Below are 19,368 nucleotides of genomic sequence, written 5' to 3'. Positions count from 1 at the left end.
AGGGCATGATCAGTTACCTCCTGATCATGCGTATTAGCCTGTAAACCATGTCCCCGGTTAGAAATGTAAACGATGTCCCCGGTTTGTACCGGGGCAAGCCCCCTCCCACATTCAACCGAGTTCCAACGTTGAAATGCTGTTCACTGTGGGAGGGGGCTTGCTCCCGATAGCGCCCGAAAGAACAATAAAAAACCCGCGCCTGTCACCAGAACGCGGGTTTCTATTATTGCTTCAAGCGATCAACGCTCCAGCAAAATCCGCAGCATGCGACGCAGCGGCTCCGCCGCGCCCCATAGCAGTTGGTCGCCGACGGTGAACGCCCCCAGGTACTGGGTGCCCATGTTCAGCTTGCGCAGACGGCCCACCGGTACATTCAGGGTGCCGGTGACCTTGGTCGGGCTCAGCTCCTGCATGCTGATGTCGCGGTTGTTCGGCACCAGCTTGACCCAGGGGTTGTGCTGACTGATCAGCCCTTCGATATCAGCGATCGGCACGTCTTTGTTCAGCTTGATGGTCAGCGCCTGGCTGTGGCAGCGCATGGCGCCGATGCGCACGCAGATGCCATCCACCGGGATCGGGCTCTTGAACCGGCCGAGGATCTTGTTGGTCTCGGCCTGGGCCTTCCACTCTTCGCGGCTCTGGCCGTTCGGCAGCTCTTTGTCGATCCACGGGATCAGGCTGCCGGCCAATGGCACACCGAAGTTCTCGGTCGGGTAGGCATCGCTGCGCATGGCTTCGGCCACACGGCGGTCGATGTCGAGGATCGCGCTGGCCGGGTCGGCCAGTTGATCGGCGACAGCGGCGTGGGTCGCGCCCATCTGCTTGATCAGCTCACGCATGTTCTGCGCGCCGGCACCGGAAGCTGCCTGATAAGTCATGGCGCTCATCCACTCGACCAGGCCGGCTTCGAACAGGCCGCCCAGGCCCATCAGCATCAGGCTGACGGTGCAGTTGCCGCCCACATAATTCTTGGTGCCGGCATCCAGCTGCTGGTCGATGACCTTGCGGTTGACCGGGTCGAGGATGATCACGGCGTCGTCCTGCATGCGCAGGCTCGAGGCGGCGTCGATCCAGTAACCCTGCCAGCCGGCTTCACGCAGCTTGGGGAAGACTTCGCTGGTGTAGTCGCCACCCTGGCAGGTGAGGATCACGTCGAGGGTTTTCAGCTCTTCAATGCTGTAGGCGTCCTTGAGCGGGGCAATATCCTTGCCCACGGACGGCCCTTGGCCACCTACGTTCGAAGTGGTGAAAAACACCGGCTCAATAAGATCGAAATCCTGCTCTTCCAGCATCCGCTGCATGAGCACGGAACCGACCATACCGCGCCAACCGATCAGACCTACACGTTTCATCGCAACTACACCTTGTTAAAAAGTGGGCCGCCTTGCAGCAACAACTGCAAGCGGGCCCGAGAGATTACAGATTCCGCAGCGCGGCGACTACTGCGTCGCCCATTTCCTGCGTACCCACCTTGGTGCAACCCTGCGACCAGATGTCGCCGGTGCGCAGGCCCTGGTCCAGCACCAGGCTCACGGCCTTCTCGATCGCATCCGCGGCGTCGCTCAGGTTGAAGCTGTAACGCAGCATCATCGAGACCGACAGGATGGTCGCCAGCGGGTTGGCAATGCCCTGGCCCGCAATGTCCGGCGCCGAGCCGTGGCAAGGCTCGTACATGCCCTTGTTATTGGTGTCCAGGGACGCCGACGGCAGCATGCCGATGGAACCGGTGAGCATCGACGCCTGGTCGGACAGGATGTCGCCGAACAGGTTGTCGGTGACGATCACGTCGAACTGCTTCGGCGCACGGACCAGTTGCATGGCGGCGTTGTCGACGTACATGTGGCTCAGCTCGACGTCCGGGTAGTCCTTGGCCACTTCTTCGACAATTTCGCGCCACAGTTGGCTGGAGGCCAGGACGTTGGCCTTGTCCACCGAGCAGACCTTCTTGCCACGCACACGGGCCATGTCGAAACCGACGCGGGCGATACGGCGGATTTCGCTCTCGCTGTACGGCAGGGTGTCGTAGGCCTGGCGCTCACCATTCTCCAACTCGCGCACGCCCCGTGGCGAGCCAAAGTAGATACCGCCGGTCAGTTCACGCACGATCAGGATATCCAGGCCCGCTACCACTTCCGGCTTCAGGCTCGATGCGTCGGCCAGTTGCGGGTAGAGGATCGCCGGGCGCAGGTTGCCGAACAGGCCCAGTTGCGCGCGGATTTTCAGCAGGCCGCGCTCAGGGCGGATATCACGCTCGATCTTGTCCCACTTCGGGCCACCCACGGCGCCAAGCAGCACCGCATCGGCGGCGCGGGCGCGGTCCAGGGTTTCGTCGGCCAGGGGCACGCCGTGCTTGTCGATGGCAGCGCCGCCGATCACGTCGTGGCTCAATTCGAAGCCCAGGCTGTACTTGCTGTTGGCAAGCTCCAGGACCTTGACCGCTTCGGCCATGATTTCCGGACCAATACCGTCGCCAGGGAGAATCAGAATCTGCTTGCTCATGGGTTCCTCATTTCATCGAGCGACCTGCCCGTGGGCAGGTCGGGAAAATTAATCAGCGTTCGGCCCAGACCACCAGCACGTCGGTGCTGAAAGTGCCGTCGGCCTGAATCTCGTAGTAATCGCGCACTTCCTGGCCCATCGCCTGCTGCAGCTGCAGGATCGCGGCGCGCAACACTTGCGGTGTGCGCATGCGTTCGACCCACGAGATGTATTCCAGGCGCAGGCGCTGGCGGCTGCTGTTGCGTACGTGCAAGCCGGCTTCGCTGAGCTGGCGCATCCATTCGGCGGCGGAGTAGTCACGCACGTGGCTGGTGTCGCGCAGCACTTCGACGGTTTGCAGGTAAGTGTCCAGCAACGGGCTGCCCGGTGACAAGACATCGACAAACGCCGCCACGCCGCCCGGCTTGAGCACGCGGCGCACTTCGCGCAGCGCCACGCCGAGGTCGCTCCAATGGTGCGCCGAATAACGGCTGAACACGAAGTCGAATTCGCCATCGGCGAACGGCAGGCGCTCGGCGGCGCCGTTTACGGTGCCGATATTGGTGAGACCGCGATCTTGCGCAGCGGCGGCCACCACATCGAGCATCTGCTGGGACAGGTCGTAGGCCACCACTTCCTTGACCAATGGCGCCATATGGAAACTCACATGACCGGCACCGCAGCCCAGGTCCAGCAACCGTGCATGGCCCTGCCCGGCCAGTTCAGCCTGGAGCAGCGCGAATTCGGTGCCTTGGGCGTGCACGGCACTGCTCAGGTAGGCAGATGCCTGTTCGCCGAATTGTTTTTGCACGACTTGGGTGTGGGCGGTGCTGGTCATGGTGGCATCCTTCAAGGGTTGTGTTGCTGGTATCGGCCCTATCGGGGGCAAGCCCCCTCCCACATTTGGAATGCGTTCCCCCTGTGGAGGGGGCTTGCCCCCGATGAAGCCGGTCCTGCCTACATCAATTTATGCGTCACGAAACAACCAGGGCTGGCTCGCCCGGTGCCTGGCTTCGAACGCGGCAATCGCATCGCCGTCCTGCAAGGTCAGGCCGATATCGTCCAGGCCGTTGATCAGGCAGTGCTTGCGGAAGGCGTCCACCTCAAAGTGGTACACCTTGCCGTCCGGACGGGTCACGGTTTGCGCAGCCAGGTCGATGGTCAACTGGTAGCCCACATCGGCTTCCACTTGCTTGAACAGCTCGTCGACTTCTTCGTCGGTCAGGATGATCGGCAACAGGCCGTTCTTGAAGCTGTTGTTGAAGAAGATGTCGGCATAACTCGGCGCGATGATGCTGCGAAAGCCATATTCTTCCAGGGCCCACGGCGCGTGCTCGCGGCTGGAACCGCAACCGAAGTTTTCCCGGGCCAGCAACACGCTGGCGCCCTGGTAGCGCTCGGCGTTGAGCACGAAGTCTTTGTTCAGCGGGCGCTTGGAGTTGTCCTGGTAGGCGTAGCCCACGTCCAAGTAGCGCCATTCGTCGAACAGGTTGGGGCCGAAACCGGTGCGTTTGATCGATTTCAAGAACTGCTTGGGGATGATCTGGTCGGTGTCGACGTTGGCACGGTCCAACGGCGCGACCAAACCGGTGTGTTGGGTAAAAGCTCTCATCGGGTTTTCCTCAGATCAATTCGCGAACGTCGATGAAACGACCGTTGACGGCAGCGGCGGCGGCCATGGCCGGGCTGACCAGGTGGGTACGGCCACCCGCGCCCTGACGCCCTTCGAAGTTACGGTTGGAGGTGGACGCGCAATGCTCGCCCGACTCCAGGCGATCCGGGTTCATCGCCAGGCACATTGAGCAGCCCGGCTCACGCCACTCGAAACCGGCTTCGAGGAAGATCTTGTCCAGGCCTTCGGCCTCAGCCTGGGCTTTTACCAGGCCCGAGCCTGGCACCACGATGGCCTGCTTGATGGTCGAGGCGACTTTGCGGCCCTTGGCGATCACCGCCGCCGCGCGCAGGTCTTCGATCCGCGAGTTGGTGCAGGAGCCGATAAACACGCGATCCAACTGGATGTCGGTGATCGCCTGGTTGGCCTTCAAGCCCATGTACTTCAAGGCGCGCTCGATGGAACCGCGCTTGACCAGGTCGGCTTCCTGCGCCGGGTCCGGCACGTTCTGGTCGACGGCCAGGACCATTTCCGGCGAAGTGCCCCAGCTGACCTGCGGCTTGATCTGGGCAGCGTCGAGTTCAACCACGGTGTCGAACACCGCATCGGCGTCGGACACCAGGTCTTTCCAGGCTTCGACCGCGGCGTCCCAATCGGCGCCTTGCGGTGCAAATGGGCGCCCCTTCACGTATTCAACGGTTTTCTCGTCCGCCGCCACCATGCCCACGCGGGCACCGGCTTCGATGGACATGTTGCAGATGGTCATGCGGCCTTCGATGGACAGGTCGCGAATGGCGCTGCCGGCGAACTCGATGGCATGGCCGTTACCGCCGGCGGTGCCGATCTTGCCGATCACGGCGAGCACGATGTCCTTGGCGGTCACGCCGAACGGCAAGGTGCCTTCGACACGCACCAGCATGTTCTTCATTTTCTTGGCGACCAGGCACTGGGTGGCGAACACATGCTCCACCTCCGAGGTGCCGATGCCGTGGGCCAGGGCGCCAAACGCACCGTGGGTGGAAGTGTGGGAGTCGCCGCAGACCACGGTCATGCCCGGCAAGGTGGCGCCCTGCTCCGGGCCGATCACGTGGACGATCCCTTGACGCACGTCATTCATCTTGAATTCGGTGATGCCATATTCGTCGCAGTAGTCGTCGAGGGTCTGCACCTGCAAGCGCGACACGGTGTCGACAATGGCGTCGATCCCGCCCTTGCGCTCCGGGGTGGTCGGTACGTTGTGGTCCGGGGTGGCGATGATCGAGTCGACGCGCCAGGGCTTGCGCCCGGCCAGCCGCAGGCCTTCGAACGCTTGGGGCGAGGTCACTTCATGGATGATGTGACGGTCGATATAGATCAGCGACGAGCCATCGTCGCGCCGTTTCACTTCATGGGAATCCCAAAGCTTGTCGTAAAGCGTTTTGCCGGCCATCAGTCGGTCCTCATCAGCGGTGTTTCTATGCGCCGGGCTTTTCAATAACCCTTTGGCTTGTGAGGCTGATGGTATGGCGCTACATTAAATAACTCAAATTCATATTTTTTATGCTTTGGATTACCAACTGGAATACAACCATGGACCTGGCCAACCTCAATGCCTTTATTGCCATCGCCGAGACCGGCAGCTTCTCCGGCGCAGGTGAACGCCTGCACCTGACCCAGCCGGCCATCAGCAAGCGCATCGCCGGCCTGGAACAGCAATTGAAGGTGCGACTGTTCGATCGCCTGGGCCGTGAAGTCGGCTTGACCGAAGCCGGCCGGGCCTTGCTGCCGCGCGCTTATCAGATTCTCAACGTGCTGGACGACACCCGCCGCGCCCTCACCAACCTCACGGGAGAAGTCAGCGGCCGCCTCACTTTGGCCACCAGCCACCATATCGGGCTGCATCGTTTGCCACCGATCCTGCGCACCTTCACCCGGGAATACCCGAACGTGGCCCTGGATATTCAGTTTCTCGATTCGGAAGTGGCCTACGAAGAAATCCTCCACGGCCGCGCCGAAGTGGCGGTGATCACCCTGGCGCCCGCCCCCCATCACCTGGTAAGCGCCACCCCGGTGTGGGACGACCCGCTGGATTTCGTGGTGGCGCCGGAGCACAGCCTCACCGGCAACCGCGACGTCAGCCTGGCCGATATTGCCGGCCACCCGGCGGTTTTCCCTGGCGGTAATACCTTTACCCACCATATTGTCAGCCGTCTGTTCGAGGCCCAGGGCCTTACGCCGAACATCGCGATGAGTACCAACTATCTGGAAACCATCAAGATGATGGTCTCCATCGGCCTGGCCTGGAGCGTCTTGCCGCGCACCATGCTCGATGATCAGGTGGCGAGCATCGCTTTGCCGGGCATACAACTCAGTCGCCAGCTAGGCTATATCGTGCACACCGAAAGGACACTGTCGAACGCTGCGCGGGCGTTCATGAGCCTGTTGGATGCACAGGTGGATCTGCCAGTGATACCGGTATGACGCCGTGCGGCCCCAGGTTGTGAATAAAACCGCGCTGTTTGCCCATCGAGCCAAGGCCCTTTGATAATGCGCAACCCTGTCGACCCTCTACCTCCCCTGCCCCGCATCTACGCCCTGGACCCCCAGCAGGCGGAGCAGAGCTGGGACAGCGCCCCGCAACTGCTGGCAGCCCTGAATGCGGCCCGGCTGGGCGCGTGGTGCTGGGAAATCGACACGGGCCGTATCAGCTGGTCACGGGGCACCCAGGCGCTGTTCGGCTTCGACCCGCGCCAACCACTGCCCAAGGACCTGGATTACCTCGACCTGCTGGCGCCGTCGGATCGCTCCCGGGTGGTGCGCGCCTTTCATGCGGTGCTGGCCGGCGAGCCGTTCGAGCAGGCCATGCACCATCACATCCAATGGCCGGACGGCACGTATCACTGGTTGGAGATCAACGGCAGCCTGGCACCGGACAAGGCCGGTCGGCGCCGCATGATCGGCGTGATCCGCGAGACCACTCGCCAGCGCGAGCGAGAGCACGCCCTCAGCCATTCCGAAAAACGCTTCGCCACGCTGTTTCACCTGTGCCCGAACATGGTGCTGTTGACCCGCCAGTCCGACGGCCTGATCAGCGAAGCCAACCAGTATTTCGAGATGCTCTTCGGCTGGCCGGTGGCCGATGCCATCGGCCGCACCACCCTGGACCTGGGCCTGTGGCGCCACCCCGAACAACGCGCGCAGCTGGTCCAGGCCACCCAGCGCAAGGGTGAACCCATCACCATGGAAGTGCAGTTCTGCGCCAGCAACGGCCAGATCCACGATGGCACCCTCAGCGCGCAAAAGGTCGAGCTGGAGGGCGAGGCCTACTTGATCAGCACCTTTCTCGACACCACCGAGCGCAAAAACGCCGAAAATGCCCTCAAGGACAGCCAGGAGCGCCTGGACCTGGCCCTGGACTCGGCGCAACTGGGCACGTGGGACTGGCACATCCCCACCGGCATGCTCTATGGCTCGGCCCGCGCCGCTCAACTGCACGGCCTGCCGCCCGAGCCCTTCCATGAATCCTTCGAAGCGTTTTTCGAGGGCATGCCCAGGCAAGAGCGCGAGAACATGCGCAACGCTTATCGCACCCTGCGCGAAGGCCCGGCCGGCAATTACCAACTGACTTACCGCGTACCACTGGACGACGGCAGCTCGCGCTACCTGGAAAGCCGCGCCCGCCTCTACCGCGACGAGCAAGGGGCGCCGCTGCGCATGGCCGGCACCCTGCTGGACATCACCGACCAGGTGGAGCGCGAACAACGCCTGACCGCCTCCGAAGAAAAGTTCGCCAGCCTGTTCCAGGCCAGCCCCGATCCCATCTGCGTCACCTGCCTGGACAGTGGCGCGTTCATCGAGATCAACCCCGCCTTCACCCAGACGTTTGGCTGGACGGCGGCCGAGGTGATCGACAAGAGCGCCGAGCAGATCGGCCTGTGGGACGAGTCAAGCAAACGCCTGCAGCGTATCGAACAGGTGATTCGCGACCAGGCGTTGAGCAATGTGGCCATCGTGGTGCACCACAAGAACGGCCAAACCCTGACCTGCATGATTTCCAGCCGGCTGATCAAGGTGGGCGACCAGCCGTGCATCGTCACCACGTTGCGCGACATTACCCAGCAACAACGCTCGGAGGCCGCGCTGAAGGCCAGCGAGGAGAAATTCGCCAAGGCCTTCCATTCCAGCCCCGACGCCATCTCCATCACCGAGCGCGACACCGGCCGTTATGTGGAGGTCAACGATGGCTTCTGCCGCCTCACCGGCTACCGCGCCGAAGAAGCCATCGGCCTGACGCTGTACCAGATCGGCATCTGGGCCGATGAAAACCAGCGTTCCGCCTTGTTGGCCGAATTGCAGATCAAGGGGCGCATCCCTCACCTGGAAATGCTCTGGCACAATAAACGCGGCGACGTGTTGGCGGTAGAAGTCTCGGTCGAGCCGATCACCCTCAATGAAACCCCGTGCCTGCTGCTGACCGCGCGGGACGTGAGCCTGCTCAAAAACGCCCAGGCGCAGATCCGTCACCTGGCCTATCACGACCCGCTGACCAACCTGCCCAACCGTGCGCTGCTGATGGATCGCCTGAGCCAACAGATCGCCTTGCTCAAGCGCCATAACCTGCGCGGCGCCCTGCTGTTTCTCGACCTCGACCATTTCAAGCACATCAACGATTCCCTCGGCCACCCGGTGGGCGACACCGTGCTGAAAATCGTCACCGCGCGCCTGGAAGCCAGCGTGCGCATGGAGGACACGGTGGCGCGCCTGGGCGGCGATGAGTTCGTGGTACTGCTCAGCGGCCTGGATGGCACGCGCACGCAAGTCAGCACCCAGGTGCAGGAACTGGCCGATACCCTGCGCGAATTGCTTTCGGAGCCGATGTTCCTCGATGGCCATCGCCTGCAGGTCACGCCAAGCATCGGCGTGGCGTTGATTCCCGACCATGGCACGACCCCGGCGGACCTGCTCAAGCGCGCCGACATCGCCCTGTACCGGGCCAAGGATTCGGGGCGCAACACCACGCAGATGTTCCATAACAGCATGCAAAAGGCCGCCAGCGAGCGCCTGCGCATGGAAACCGACCTGCGCCTGGCCCTGTCACGCGGCGAGTTCAGCGTGCATTACCAACCCCAGGTGGATGCGCGCGGCAACAGGATCGTCGGCGCCGAGGCCCTGGTGCGCTGGCAGCATCCGCAGCTGGGCGCGCAGTCGCCGTCCGAATTCATCAAGATCCTGGAGGACAGCGGCCTGATCCTCGAAGTGGGTACCTGGATCCTCGACGAGGCCTGCGCCGCCTTTGCACAGCTGATTGTCGAAGGCTTGGTGGACCCGCTGAATTTCAGCCTGTGCGTGAACATCAGCCCCCGGCAGTTTCGCCAGAACGACTTTGTCGAACGGGTGGAGCGCAGCCTCAAGCGGCATCAACTGCCCTGCAACCTGCTGAAACTGGAAATCACCGAAGGCATCGTGATTCAGAACCTGGACGACACCGTGGCGAAGATGCGCCGCCTGAAGAAGCTCGGTGTCAGTTTTGCCATGGATGACTTCGGTACCGGCTACTCATCGCTGACGTACCTCAAGCGCCTGCCGGTGGATGCGCTGAAGATCGACCAGTCCTTCGTACGCGACGCGACCCATGACCCCAACGACGCCGAAATCATCCGAGCCATCGTGGCCATGGCCCGCAGCCTGAACCTGACGGTGATTGCCGAAGGCGTGGAAACCCCGGAGCAATTGGCGTTCCTGCAAAAGCTGGGCTGCCATTTGTTCCAGGGGTATTTGCACAGTCGGCCACTGCCGATCGAAGGATTTCGGCGGTTGTTGGTCTAGCCCTTACACCAGCTTCAACGCAGTAAGCGTTTTGCGCCGCCAGGGCGACTCGTTCAAGGCGTACTTTTGCCCATACAGGTCCAGCATCCCTTTGACGACCACCACGGAATGCCAACCGTCTGCAATCGTACCGATTGCACCGTTGACCAACTCCTCGACAGTGCTGTTACGGATGTAACCGAACAGGCCCAGGCGCTGGAGAGCCTCACCGGGGTATTCGCCATCGTTGAGGGTTTCCAGGGCCGCCGTAAAGCTTCTCCCCGCACGGAAATCGTTGTTCTCCAGCTGCGCCCGCTTGGCGCTGCAGGCATAGAGGAAGTTGGCGTAATCCAGCAATACCGGGTTGCTGCCATAGAAGTTCGACGCGGTGGTAGCCTGCCTCAGTTCCTCATGGCTCAAGCGCAACCGGAAGCCATCGCGCATGGTCACTTCGCATCCGGCTGGCGTTCTGTAGATGGCCGTGTAGATGCCTTCGGGGAAACGGGTGATAGCCGCCTTGATCGCCGACACCGTCACGCAATTGCCCTCCACACCTTGATAAAAACCGCTCCAGATATCGGCGTGCCGGATACTTTCCGATACCTGAGCCAGGCCCCTGTCACGCTGCGGTGGCGTCTCACGATCATCAAACAGCACATAACCGTAACCTTCGCCGTGCGTGTGATTGGCGCCGCCCACCACGAGCGCCGCTCCGAAGTCATGGGTCTGGCGGACCCAGGCCAAATCCCTGCCGACCATGTCGCGGGCGGCAACCCATCGCGACAACCCATACACGCCCATTCCCTCCAGGCAACGCTTGCTTGTCTCGCCCTCAAGGGTCTTCGCCAGGGCGGCGTCGAACGTCGCGTAGCCGCCCAGTTGCTGCTTGCGCTTTACAAAGGCCGCCAACATGAAGTTGGCGTGCTTCAGCGCATCAGGGTCCTGCCCTGTGAACCTTGACGCCCGGGTGACCTGTTCAAGCTCTGCCTGGGACACATGCACCCTGTATTGATCCTTCATGGTGACGGCATAACCTTCACCTGCCTGGGTTACCTGGTGGAAGACATCGGAGGGACGCGGGCCGAGGGTCATCATCATCAGTTTGATAACCGCCACGTGAGTACTGCAGTCCATATTTTCGCCGAATCGACGCTCGGCGGCTGCGAATGCATTCACAGGCCCATCAAGGCTCATCCCGGCCCCGGAGCGGACCATACTTGAACCATGCTCAGGCAGCCGTTTTGCAATGACCGTGCGATGCCCCTCAATCAAAGTGTTCATCGGACTGCTCACTCAAGGCTGGACGAAAACGTACAGCCAGGGCACTGGCCGCACCTCTTGCACGCGCACATCACACCAATGCGATGGCGTCCCCACGAGTCGGCGCGGAACCCTGGCGCCCATACATCTCTTCGCGGCCATTGATCACCGCCACGGAATGGAAGGCTCGATTGCACATGCCCAGCTGCCCCCTGGCGAGATCTCGCACACTCACCCTCTTCATGTGCTTCCTGAGGCCCAGACGCAGGAAACCCTCGCCTGGCCCAAACTCATCCTCCCCATTGTTCAAGCTTCTCACGCCGGCGGGATAACTGCGGCTCGCCCAGCCGTCGTTGTTTTCCATCTGCGCACGCTTGGCACTGACGGCGAACAGGAATTGCGCGTCCTTGAGCATGCCTTTATCGCGGCCGATAAAACGCGAAGCCGCGGCGCCAATTTTTAACTCTTGATCCGTCAAGTTAAGTACAAAATCATCGCGCATCGTCACCCGGTAACCATCACTTGTCTTGATCACCTCTTTATAGATATCCGTTGGACTTTGGCCGAACTTGTACATGGCTGCCTTGATGGCCGATACCGTGACACAGTTACCATCCGGGCCTTGACGAAACCCACTCCAGATATTGTCAGGTTTTGCGCCATTACGTTTATCCGACAGGTTCGGTATAGGCACATACTGTTTGGGTTGCGGCTCCGGCGGCACGACGGGCTCGACGGTCGGATTTACCTGAGGGCGCGGCGTACTATCGGGAACCAACTTATCCGTTTTACTCGTTAGAAGATTAAATAACTGCGTAAAAAACGAAGTGAACAACGCAATAACGCTGGCAGCCGGATCTGGATCGGCGCCTATCGCCGCCTGACCGCTTGGCCCGCCTGCGGTAGCAGATGCAGCGCCTGTACCAAACTCGATAGATTTAAACCGATAGGAAGGTGCAGGTTCGTTGACGGCCGCCGGCAAGTTTCTGTTATACGCCTGACGAACATTCACTACGCGCGCAATATTATGAATCGAACAATACGACATGGTGTTCACTCCACTTTCCGAGTATTTCTCCAAGCGCTGTGCCGCCCGGAGAAACACCGTTTTATTTATCCAAGAAGTTGCGACGCAATGGCAGGAATCAGTTTCCTAACCGACGACGGTTGATAAAGGCCCACCCCTTGAAGTCAGTCTCATTTTCAGCAGGGCCAGGACTGGTGACGTCCGCTTCGGGCTTTGACTGATCTGGAATATCCTTCTGCCTGTTATCGGTCGAGGTCACGGTCTTTGTGTCAGGTCGCGGTGTAGTTCCGGGCAGGGGCGTCGATTCAAGCCGGTGCAGCGCGCCAGGATGGATGCCTGAAGACTTGGCTTTGGAGGGTGGTGTCACCTTGGCGTCAGGAGCCTTGGAGTCCGACAACTTTGCGTCCGACAACTTGGTGTCCGACAACTTGGTGTCCGACAACTTGGTGTCCGGCAACTTGGTGTCGTGCCGTGGAGTCACGTCGAGCCTGTGCAACGGGTGAGCATTAAGCCGTACCTCAGGCCTGATGGGCGGCACCTTGGCATCGGGTTGTGGAGTCACCCCGGGGGTGGGCACCGAAAGAGGATTGACCCCTCCTCCGTCGCGCTCCACATGGGTATCAGGACAGTGGCAATTGCCGATATTGAGCTCTACCTTGACCTGCGCATTCGAGTCGTTGCTCACGTTGACATGGGGCACAGGGACCGACTGAAGCGTCCCTTTGTCGACTTTCACTGTCAGCTGGTTCGTCGTATCCGATGTAGCCCTGGGCGTTGTGCCTGGTTCCACCTTCACTTTCAATTGGGTCGCCAGGTCCGGGGTGGTCCCCGGCAACGTGGCTGGTTCCGCCTTTGCTTTCAGCTGGGTCGTCGCATCCGACGTGACCGCCGTCAACTGAGCGGGCTCTGCCTTTGCTTTCAGCTGAGTCATCATGGCCGGCGCGGCCTGCGGCAACTTGCCTGGATCTGCCTTTGCTTTCAACTGGGTCGTCGTATCCGACGTGACCGCCGTCAACTGAGCTGGGTCTGCCTTCCCTTTCAGCAGGGTCGTCGTATCCGACTTGACCGCCGTCAACTGAGCTGGATCTGCCTTCACTTTCAGCAGGGTCGTCATATCCGGCGTGTGCTTGGGTGTTTTATCGGAATGTGTGGCCAGGGCGGGGGTCATGTTTCTCCCCGACACCATCTCACGCATGGTTTTGAAGACTTGCTCAAGCATGTCGAACAATTTTGAAAATGCTCCGGCGTTGATCATCATTTCACCGTGAGGCGCTCGGGCAATATCAGGCCGAAGCGCAGGCGAAATCCATATTGGATCCGCCTTGGAAGAACTCAGCGGCTCATTGTTTTTAACAGGTGTCGATGGCAGCAAATGGTGACGTGGGCTCTCCACTTTTACAGAGGGTGAACCATTAATCGAGATGGACATGAATACGCTCCTTAGTGGGCGCCGCCCGGCGGTTACACGCCAGGAGTGGCGACAGGATTTATATGTACTGGAAAACAACAGCGCTGCCTTACAGTCCCTACTTCGTGGAGCGTGAGACTATCGAGTTCCAGAAATCGCGCCTCACATAAGGAAACCAACGCTAACTTTCAGACTTTACCCCATGGTCATTCCAAGAAAACCTTGATTCATCGCGCACCGGCGCCGTACTAACAGACATACCCACTCATAAAGTGCTGGACATGCAATTAAGAGACATAACTGAACACACCACTAATAGTTGAACTGTGATAATTCACACGCACAGAACATTCACCCGCAATCATCAAAGCGTCGCAGGAACAGTCACCAGAACGTGCAGAATGATTCAGTCCTTATCCAAAGACTTTTAAACGCAGAAGGCTCCTTGTCTTTCGACAAGGAGCCTTCTGTGAAACATATCAGGCGTTCGACACAGCGCGGTGAAAGGTCAGGCGGCGACCGGAGTATCCATCCCCAACAACCGGCTGACCTGCTCCAGTTCGGTCTCGCGGCGCAAGGCGGTAAACAGCGCGACAGCTTCGGGGTAGTTGCGCGTCAGCATTGCCAGCCACTGCTTCAACCGGCCAGGGGCCTGGCGCTCGGTCAACTGTGCGACCGACTGGGTCCAGAAGTCCTGGAGCATGGGTTGCATTTGCGCCCAGGTCATTTCCACGACGTCTTCGCCTGCACGCGCGGCGGCGATTTGCAGGGCCAGGTCCGGACGCGCCACCAGGCCGCGACCGAGCATGATGTCTTCAACACCACTGATCTCCCGACAGCGCCGCCAGTCTTCGACGCTCCAGATATCGCCGTTGGCGAACACCGGCACCTTGACCACCTCCTGCACACGCGGAATCCATTCCCAGTGGGCGGGCGGTTTGTAGCCATCGGTCTTGGTACGCGCATGCACCACGATATGCGCCGCACCGCCTTCGGCCAGGGCCGTGGCACACACCAGCGCGCCATCCGGGCTGTCGAAGCCCAGGCGCATCTTGGCGGTCACCGGGATATGGGCCGGCACGGCACGGCGCACGTGTTCGACGATCTGGTTGAGCAGCTCCGGCTCCTTGAGCAGCACCGCACCGCCGCGGGACTTATTGACGGTCTTGGCCGGGCAGCCGAAGTTCAGGTCGATCACCTCGGAACCCAGCTCGCAGGCCAGGGCGGCGTTTTCCGCCAGGCATACCGGGTCGGAACCGAGCAATTGCACGCGCAACGGCACACCGGCTGCGGTGTGGGCACCATGCAGCAGTTCCGGGGCGAGCTTGTGGAAATACGCCGGGGTGAGCAGGCGGTCGTTGACGCGAATGAACTCGGTCACGCACCAGTCGATACCGCCCACGCGGGTCAACACGTCCCGCAGGATGTTGTCGACCAACCCCTCCATGGGCGCCAAAGCAATTTGCATGGAAAACACTCAACAAAAATCGTGGCGCAGTTTACTGGGTTTCCCGCGGCAACCGTTAACCCCCTGTCAGGGCGGGACCATAACCGTCGAGAAATTCGGCCGGCATGCGCTTGGGCCTGCCGCTGGACAATTCGATGCAGACAAAGGTGGTGTGAGCCCGCAGCAAGGTCGCACCGTCACGCGGGCGTACCAGCTGGAAACGACGAGTCATCTTCAGGCGCTGGTCCCAATCGACGATCCAGGTGGCCAGCTGCAGCTCATCGCCTTCGTAGCCTGCCGCGAGGTAATCGATTTCATGGCGCACCACGGCCATGGCACGGTCCAGGCGGCGGTACTCGGTGAGGTCCAGCCCCAGGCGCTGGGAATGGCGCCAGGCGCAGCGCTCCAGCCAGGACACGTACACCGCATTATTGGCGTGCCCCAGGCCGTCGATGTCTTCAGGGGCGACCTGCAGATCGATGATAAACGGCGTTGCCAAATCCCAGCCCATGCCTTGCTCCAGTCGATTGATGTCGGCGGGAGCAGTGTATCAGGCGGTTTGCCGGTCCTGTAGACGACAGCCGGCCAACAGCGCCAGCACGCCCTCGATCACCCGGGGATCGGCCAGCACTTTCTGGTGCCCGCCTTGCTCCAGGCGCAGCAGGCGGCTGTCGAACCAGGCTTCGTGGATGGCTTGAGACGCCTTGACCGGAACAAAGGTATCGTCTTCGGCGTGCACGATCAGGCCGGGGATATTCATCTGGTAGTGGGCCACATCCAGGTGCTTGAGCGGCATGCCGAACGTCAACTCCACCTCCTGGATAAACGCCGAGCGTGCCCGCGCCGGCAGACCGACCATGGTGGTAAAGCCGCGCAGCACATCCAGGAAGCGCGACGGTGCGGCGATGCTCACCAACGCCTCGGTACGCAGCCCCAACTGCACTGCCAGCATCGCACTGGCGCCGCCCATGGAATGGCCGATCACGGCGTGCAGCGGCGGCAGTTCGGCAGCCGCCTCCAGCATGGCTCGGGCGAACAGCAGCACGTGAGCTTCCCGTCCCGGCGAACGACCATGGGCCGGACCGTCCAGGGCAATCACCGAGTAACCGTTGCCTACCAACGCGGTGATCAAGCTGGCGAACTGGGTTGGCCGGCCTTCCCAGCCGTGCATCAACAACACCGCAGGGCCTTGGCCCCAGCGCAGGGCCGACAGGCCGAAACGCAAGGTGATGCGCTCCGATTGCGCCAGCAGCGGCAGCTCCCAGTCACGTGGCGGCAGGTCGCGTGGCGTCATGAAGGCACGCCGCATCTTGTTGGCCACGGTTTGCGGTGCCAGGTGTCCAACGGTGCCGTTGAAGCGACGAATCCAGGTTAACGCGCCCATCCTCGCACCCTCTTCTAGCGCACAGCCGACTTGGCCGCGCGTAACACTCGGTCCGACAACTCGCCCGGCCCCAGGGCACGCGCCAAGGCCAGCCCGCCGATCATCAACGCCATATCAGCCAAGGCTTTGTCAGTGTCTTCGGGACTCGCGGCAAGCTGGGCCGCCATCAGTTCCACATGCTCGCTCAGCGCCTCGCGGAAGGCGTCCGGCAGCCGCGCCATCTCGCCCACGGTGGCCGGGATCGGGCATGCCTGGACTGTAGAATCGCGGTGCTTGCGTGACAGATAAAACGCCGCCACCAGGCCCCTGCGCTCTTCTCCCGTCAGCTGTGCGTCCATATCGTCGATAGATGCACGCCGCCGCGCCAACAACTGGGTGAACGCCTCCAGCATCAAGGCGTCCTTGCTTTCGAAGTGCGCGTAGAAACCACCGACGGTCAGCCCCGCCGCGCCCATGACTTCGCCCACGCTAGGCTCGGCCGGACCACGCTGGGTCAATGCAGCGCTGGCGGCTTGCAGAATACGTTCGCGGGTTTGCGCTTTTTTATCGCTCATCGTTGCCTCCGACTTTCATGGGTTGAATATTATTACCATAATAATATTTAGCAAGCGACAAGCATGACCACTGGTCAGCAGAGCAAAGGGAATGGGGAGAGAGAATTGGCCAAACGCCAGACAAACAAAAGGGCCATTCAATAATTGAATGACCCTTAAAAATCCCGCAGAGCGGGTAATCGTGGCGTCCCCTAGGGGACTCGAACCCCTGTTACCGCCGTGAAAGGGCGGTGTCCTAGGCCACTAGACGAAGGGGACACAAACCTTCTATACAACTGACCAGGCTGAGACTGATCGATTCAAGGATGGAGTGGCCAAAACCTTGAACCTGTAAATTGGTGGAGCTAAACGGGATCGAACCGTTGACCTCTTGCATGCCATGCAAGCGCTCTCCCAGCTGAGCTATAGCCCCGGATTTTTCGCCTCGCGGCGCAGCAGACCTTTCGAACTGCTTGTTGAAACTGGCGTCCCCTAGGGGACTCGAACCCCTGTTACCGCCGTGAAAGGGCGGTGTCCTAGGCCACTAGACGAAGGGGACAAAACCTTCTGTACAGCTGACCAGCGCTGAGAGCTGATCGATTCAAGGACGGTGTGGCCAGACCTTGAACCTGTAGATTGGTGGAGCTAAACGGGATCGAACCGTTGACCTCTTGCATGCCATGCAAGCGCTCTCCCAGCTGAGCTATAGCCCCTCATCGGTGAGGACGGGGCGAATCTTAATGGCGGTTTGGAAAGGTGTCAAATTTATTTTCAACATTTTCCAAAATTTTTTGCCGGGATAACAATCACTTACCGACGAAACCCCGGAAAACCTGGGTTTCGTCGCTGCAACGGACTGCTTAAGCGATAGCGCCCAACAGCTTTTCCCACTCTTTGTTTTCTTTCTTCGATACACCACCAAGCAAATCAAGGGCTTGGCGCAGGCGGAAACGGGTCAGGTCCGGGCCGAGAATTTCCATCGCATCCAGCACCGACACCGAACTGGCCTGCCCGGTGATCGCGGCAAACATCAGCGGCATGGCATCGCGCAATTTCAACTCCAGGGATTCCACCACCGCCTGGATCGTCGCAGTGATCGCGTCCTTCTCCCACTGGCGCAGGCTTTCCAGCTTCCACAGGATCAGTTGCATCAACTGGCGAACCTGGTCACCAGAGAGTTTCTTCGATTCGAACAACTTGGCATCCGGGTTAACGCCACCGGCAAAGAAGAAGCTGGCCAACGGTGCGACCTGGCTGAACGTCTCCACCCTGCCCTGCACCAGCGGCGCGATCTTCATCATGTATTCAGGGTTCAGCGCCCATTGCTGCACGCGGCTGGCGAATTCTTCCACCGGCAGATCACGCAGCCACTGGCCATTGAGCCACGAGAGTTTCTCGATATCGAAGATCGGCCCGCCCAGGGACACGCGGGACAGGTCGAAGTTATCGACCATTTCCTGCAGGGAGAACTTCTCGCGCTCGTCCGGCATCGACCAGCCCATGCGCCCCAGGTAGTTGAGCATCGCTTCGGGCATGAAGCCCATGCGCTCGTAGAACGTCACCGAGGTCGGGTTCTTGCGCTTGGACAGCTTGCTCTTGTCCGGGTTACGCAGCAGCGGCATGTAGCACAACTGCGGCTGTTCCCAGCCGAAGTATTCGTAAAGCAGGATCAGCTTCGGCGCCGATGGCAGCCATTCTTCACCGCGCAGTACGTGGGTGATGCCCATCAGGTGGTCGTCGACCACGTTGGCCAGGAAGTACGTCGGCAGGCCGTCGGTCTTCATCAACACCTGCATGTCCATGCGGTCCCACGGGATCTCGACGTCACCGCGCAGCATGTCCGGCACCACGCACACGCCTTCGCTCGGCACCTTCATGCGGATAACGTGAGGTTCACCGGCGGCCAGGCGGGCAGCCACTTCCTCTTTCGACAGCAGCAATGCGCGGCCATCGTAGCGCGGGGTTTCGCCACGGGCCTGTTGCTCGGCGCGCATCTGGTCGAGTTCTTCAGCGGTGCAGAAACATGGGAACGCATGACCCATGTCCACCAATTGCTGGGTGTACTGCTTGTAGATGTCGCTGCGCTCGCTCTGGCGATACGGACCGTGCGGGCCGCCGACGTCCGGGCCTTCGGCCCAGGTAATGCCCAACCAGCGCAGGGCATCGAAAATCTGCTGTTCCGACTCGCGGGTGGAGCGCAGTTGGTCGGTGTCTTCGATCCGCAGGATGAATTCACCGCCGTGCTGCTTGGCAAAGCAGTAGTTGAACAAGGCGATGTAGGCAGTGCCGACGTGGGGATCCCCAGTAGGCGATGGCGCGATGCGCGTGCGGACGGTGGTCATGGCAGGTCTCGAATGGGCGATATAACTGAAATTGAAACAAGGGGCGAATGGTAACAGCCTGGGTGATTTCTGGAAAACCGAGGCGCAGCCATC

15 protein-coding genes and 4 tRNA genes are annotated in these 19,368 nt (G+C 60.8%); 2 read left to right on the top strand and 17 right to left on the bottom strand.

The window, feature by feature from the left end; genetic code table 11:
* Positions 1 to 239 precede the first annotated feature (239 nt).
* The 5 genes from asd to leuC form a co-directional block, all read right to left on the bottom strand.
* Positions 240 to 1,352, bottom strand: a complete 1,113-nt coding sequence (asd, locus tag C8K58_RS13675; RefSeq protein WP_027604071.1) for an aspartate-semialdehyde dehydrogenase — start codon at positions 1,350 to 1,352, stop codon at positions 240 to 242.
* 64 nt (positions 1,353 to 1,416) lie between these two features.
* Positions 1,417 to 2,499: a 3-isopropylmalate dehydrogenase gene (leuB, locus tag C8K58_RS13670; protein ID WP_017530190.1), complete on the bottom strand. Its 1,083-nt coding sequence runs from the start codon at positions 2,497 to 2,499 to the stop codon at positions 1,417 to 1,419.
* 52 nt (positions 2,500 to 2,551) lie between these two features.
* Complete coding sequence (locus C8K58_RS13665) at positions 2,552 to 3,316, bottom strand: class I SAM-dependent methyltransferase (protein ID WP_108573828.1); 765 nt, start codon at positions 3,314 to 3,316, stop codon at positions 2,552 to 2,554.
* A 129-nt stretch (positions 3,317 to 3,445) separates the two neighbouring features.
* Positions 3,446 to 4,090, bottom strand: coding sequence for a 3-isopropylmalate dehydratase small subunit (gene leuD, locus C8K58_RS13660; RefSeq protein WP_027604069.1), 645 nt, complete (start codon positions 4,088 to 4,090; stop codon positions 3,446 to 3,448).
* A gap of 10 nt (positions 4,091 to 4,100) precedes the next feature.
* Positions 4,101 to 5,519, bottom strand: coding sequence for a 3-isopropylmalate dehydratase large subunit (gene leuC, locus C8K58_RS13655; protein ID WP_027604068.1), 1,419 nt, complete (start codon positions 5,517 to 5,519; stop codon positions 4,101 to 4,103).
* Between the two features lie 140 nt (positions 5,520 to 5,659).
* Between leuC and C8K58_RS13650 the strand changes: the two genes are divergently transcribed.
* Both C8K58_RS13650 and C8K58_RS13645 read left to right on the top strand, forming a co-directional pair.
* Positions 5,660 to 6,550, top strand: a complete 891-nt coding sequence (locus C8K58_RS13650; protein WP_027604067.1) for a LysR family transcriptional regulator — start codon at positions 5,660 to 5,662, stop codon at positions 6,548 to 6,550.
* A gap of 66 nt (positions 6,551 to 6,616) precedes the next feature.
* Positions 6,617 to 9,895 carry an EAL domain-containing protein gene (locus C8K58_RS13645; RefSeq protein WP_108573827.1) on the top strand — a complete coding sequence of 1,093 codons (3,279 nt, stop codon included), beginning with the start codon at positions 6,617 to 6,619 and terminating at the stop codon, positions 9,893 to 9,895.
* A gap of 3 nt (positions 9,896 to 9,898) precedes the next feature.
* Here the strand turns inward: C8K58_RS13645 and C8K58_RS13640 are convergent, their stop codons facing one another.
* From C8K58_RS13640 to gltX, 12 genes are all read right to left on the bottom strand, one after another.
* On the bottom strand, positions 9,899 to 11,155 hold the full coding sequence (locus C8K58_RS13640; RefSeq protein WP_108573826.1) for a hypothetical protein: 1,257 nt from the start codon (positions 11,153 to 11,155) through the stop codon (positions 9,899 to 9,901).
* Positions 11,156 to 11,225: 70 nt separating this feature from the next.
* Complete coding sequence (locus C8K58_RS13635) at positions 11,226 to 12,182, bottom strand: hypothetical protein (protein WP_108573825.1); 957 nt, start codon at positions 12,180 to 12,182, stop codon at positions 11,226 to 11,228.
* A 97-nt stretch (positions 12,183 to 12,279) separates the two neighbouring features.
* Positions 12,280 to 13,590, bottom strand: coding sequence for a hypothetical protein (locus C8K58_RS13630; RefSeq protein WP_133822118.1), 1,311 nt, complete (start codon positions 13,588 to 13,590; stop codon positions 12,280 to 12,282).
* Between the two features lie 487 nt (positions 13,591 to 14,077).
* Entirely contained in the window at positions 14,078 to 15,037 is a 960-nt protein-coding gene (locus C8K58_RS13625; protein WP_027604063.1) for a tRNA-dihydrouridine synthase, read from the bottom strand.
* Between the two features lie 55 nt (positions 15,038 to 15,092).
* Positions 15,093 to 15,527, bottom strand: a complete 435-nt coding sequence (locus tag C8K58_RS13620) for a thioesterase family protein (protein ID WP_027604062.1) — start codon at positions 15,525 to 15,527, stop codon at positions 15,093 to 15,095.
* 39 nt (positions 15,528 to 15,566) lie between these two features.
* The gene (locus tag C8K58_RS13615; protein ID WP_027604061.1) at positions 15,567 to 16,400 is read right to left on the bottom strand and encodes an alpha/beta hydrolase; all 834 of its coding nucleotides are present in this window, start codon (positions 16,398 to 16,400) and stop codon (positions 15,567 to 15,569) included.
* 14 nt (positions 16,401 to 16,414) lie between these two features.
* Positions 16,415 to 16,954 (bottom strand): TetR/AcrR family transcriptional regulator, encoded by a 540-nt coding sequence (locus C8K58_RS13610; RefSeq protein ID WP_027604060.1) that lies wholly within the window; start codon positions 16,952 to 16,954, stop codon positions 16,415 to 16,417.
* A gap of 182 nt (positions 16,955 to 17,136) precedes the next feature.
* A tRNA-Glu gene (locus C8K58_RS13605) sits at positions 17,137 to 17,212 on the bottom strand.
* A gap of 78 nt (positions 17,213 to 17,290) precedes the next feature.
* A tRNA-Ala gene (locus C8K58_RS13600) sits at positions 17,291 to 17,366 on the bottom strand.
* A gap of 50 nt (positions 17,367 to 17,416) precedes the next feature.
* Positions 17,417 to 17,492 (bottom strand) — tRNA-Glu (locus tag C8K58_RS13595).
* Between the two features lie 78 nt (positions 17,493 to 17,570).
* Positions 17,571 to 17,646 (bottom strand) — tRNA-Ala (locus C8K58_RS13590).
* Positions 17,647 to 17,793: 147 nt separating this feature from the next.
* Positions 17,794 to 19,275 (bottom strand): glutamate--tRNA ligase, encoded by a 1,482-nt coding sequence (gene gltX / locus C8K58_RS13585; protein ID WP_005789780.1) that lies wholly within the window; start codon positions 19,273 to 19,275, stop codon positions 17,794 to 17,796.
* Positions 19,276 to 19,368 lie beyond the last annotated feature (93 nt).

It is taken from the genome of Pseudomonas sp. GV047, from assembly GCF_003058245.1.
Lineage (GTDB): Bacteria > Pseudomonadota > Gammaproteobacteria > Pseudomonadales > Pseudomonadaceae > Aquipseudomonas > Aquipseudomonas marginalis.
Note: the sequence above shows the minus strand (reverse complement) of the source record. Positions and strands in the feature narration are given on the sequence as shown.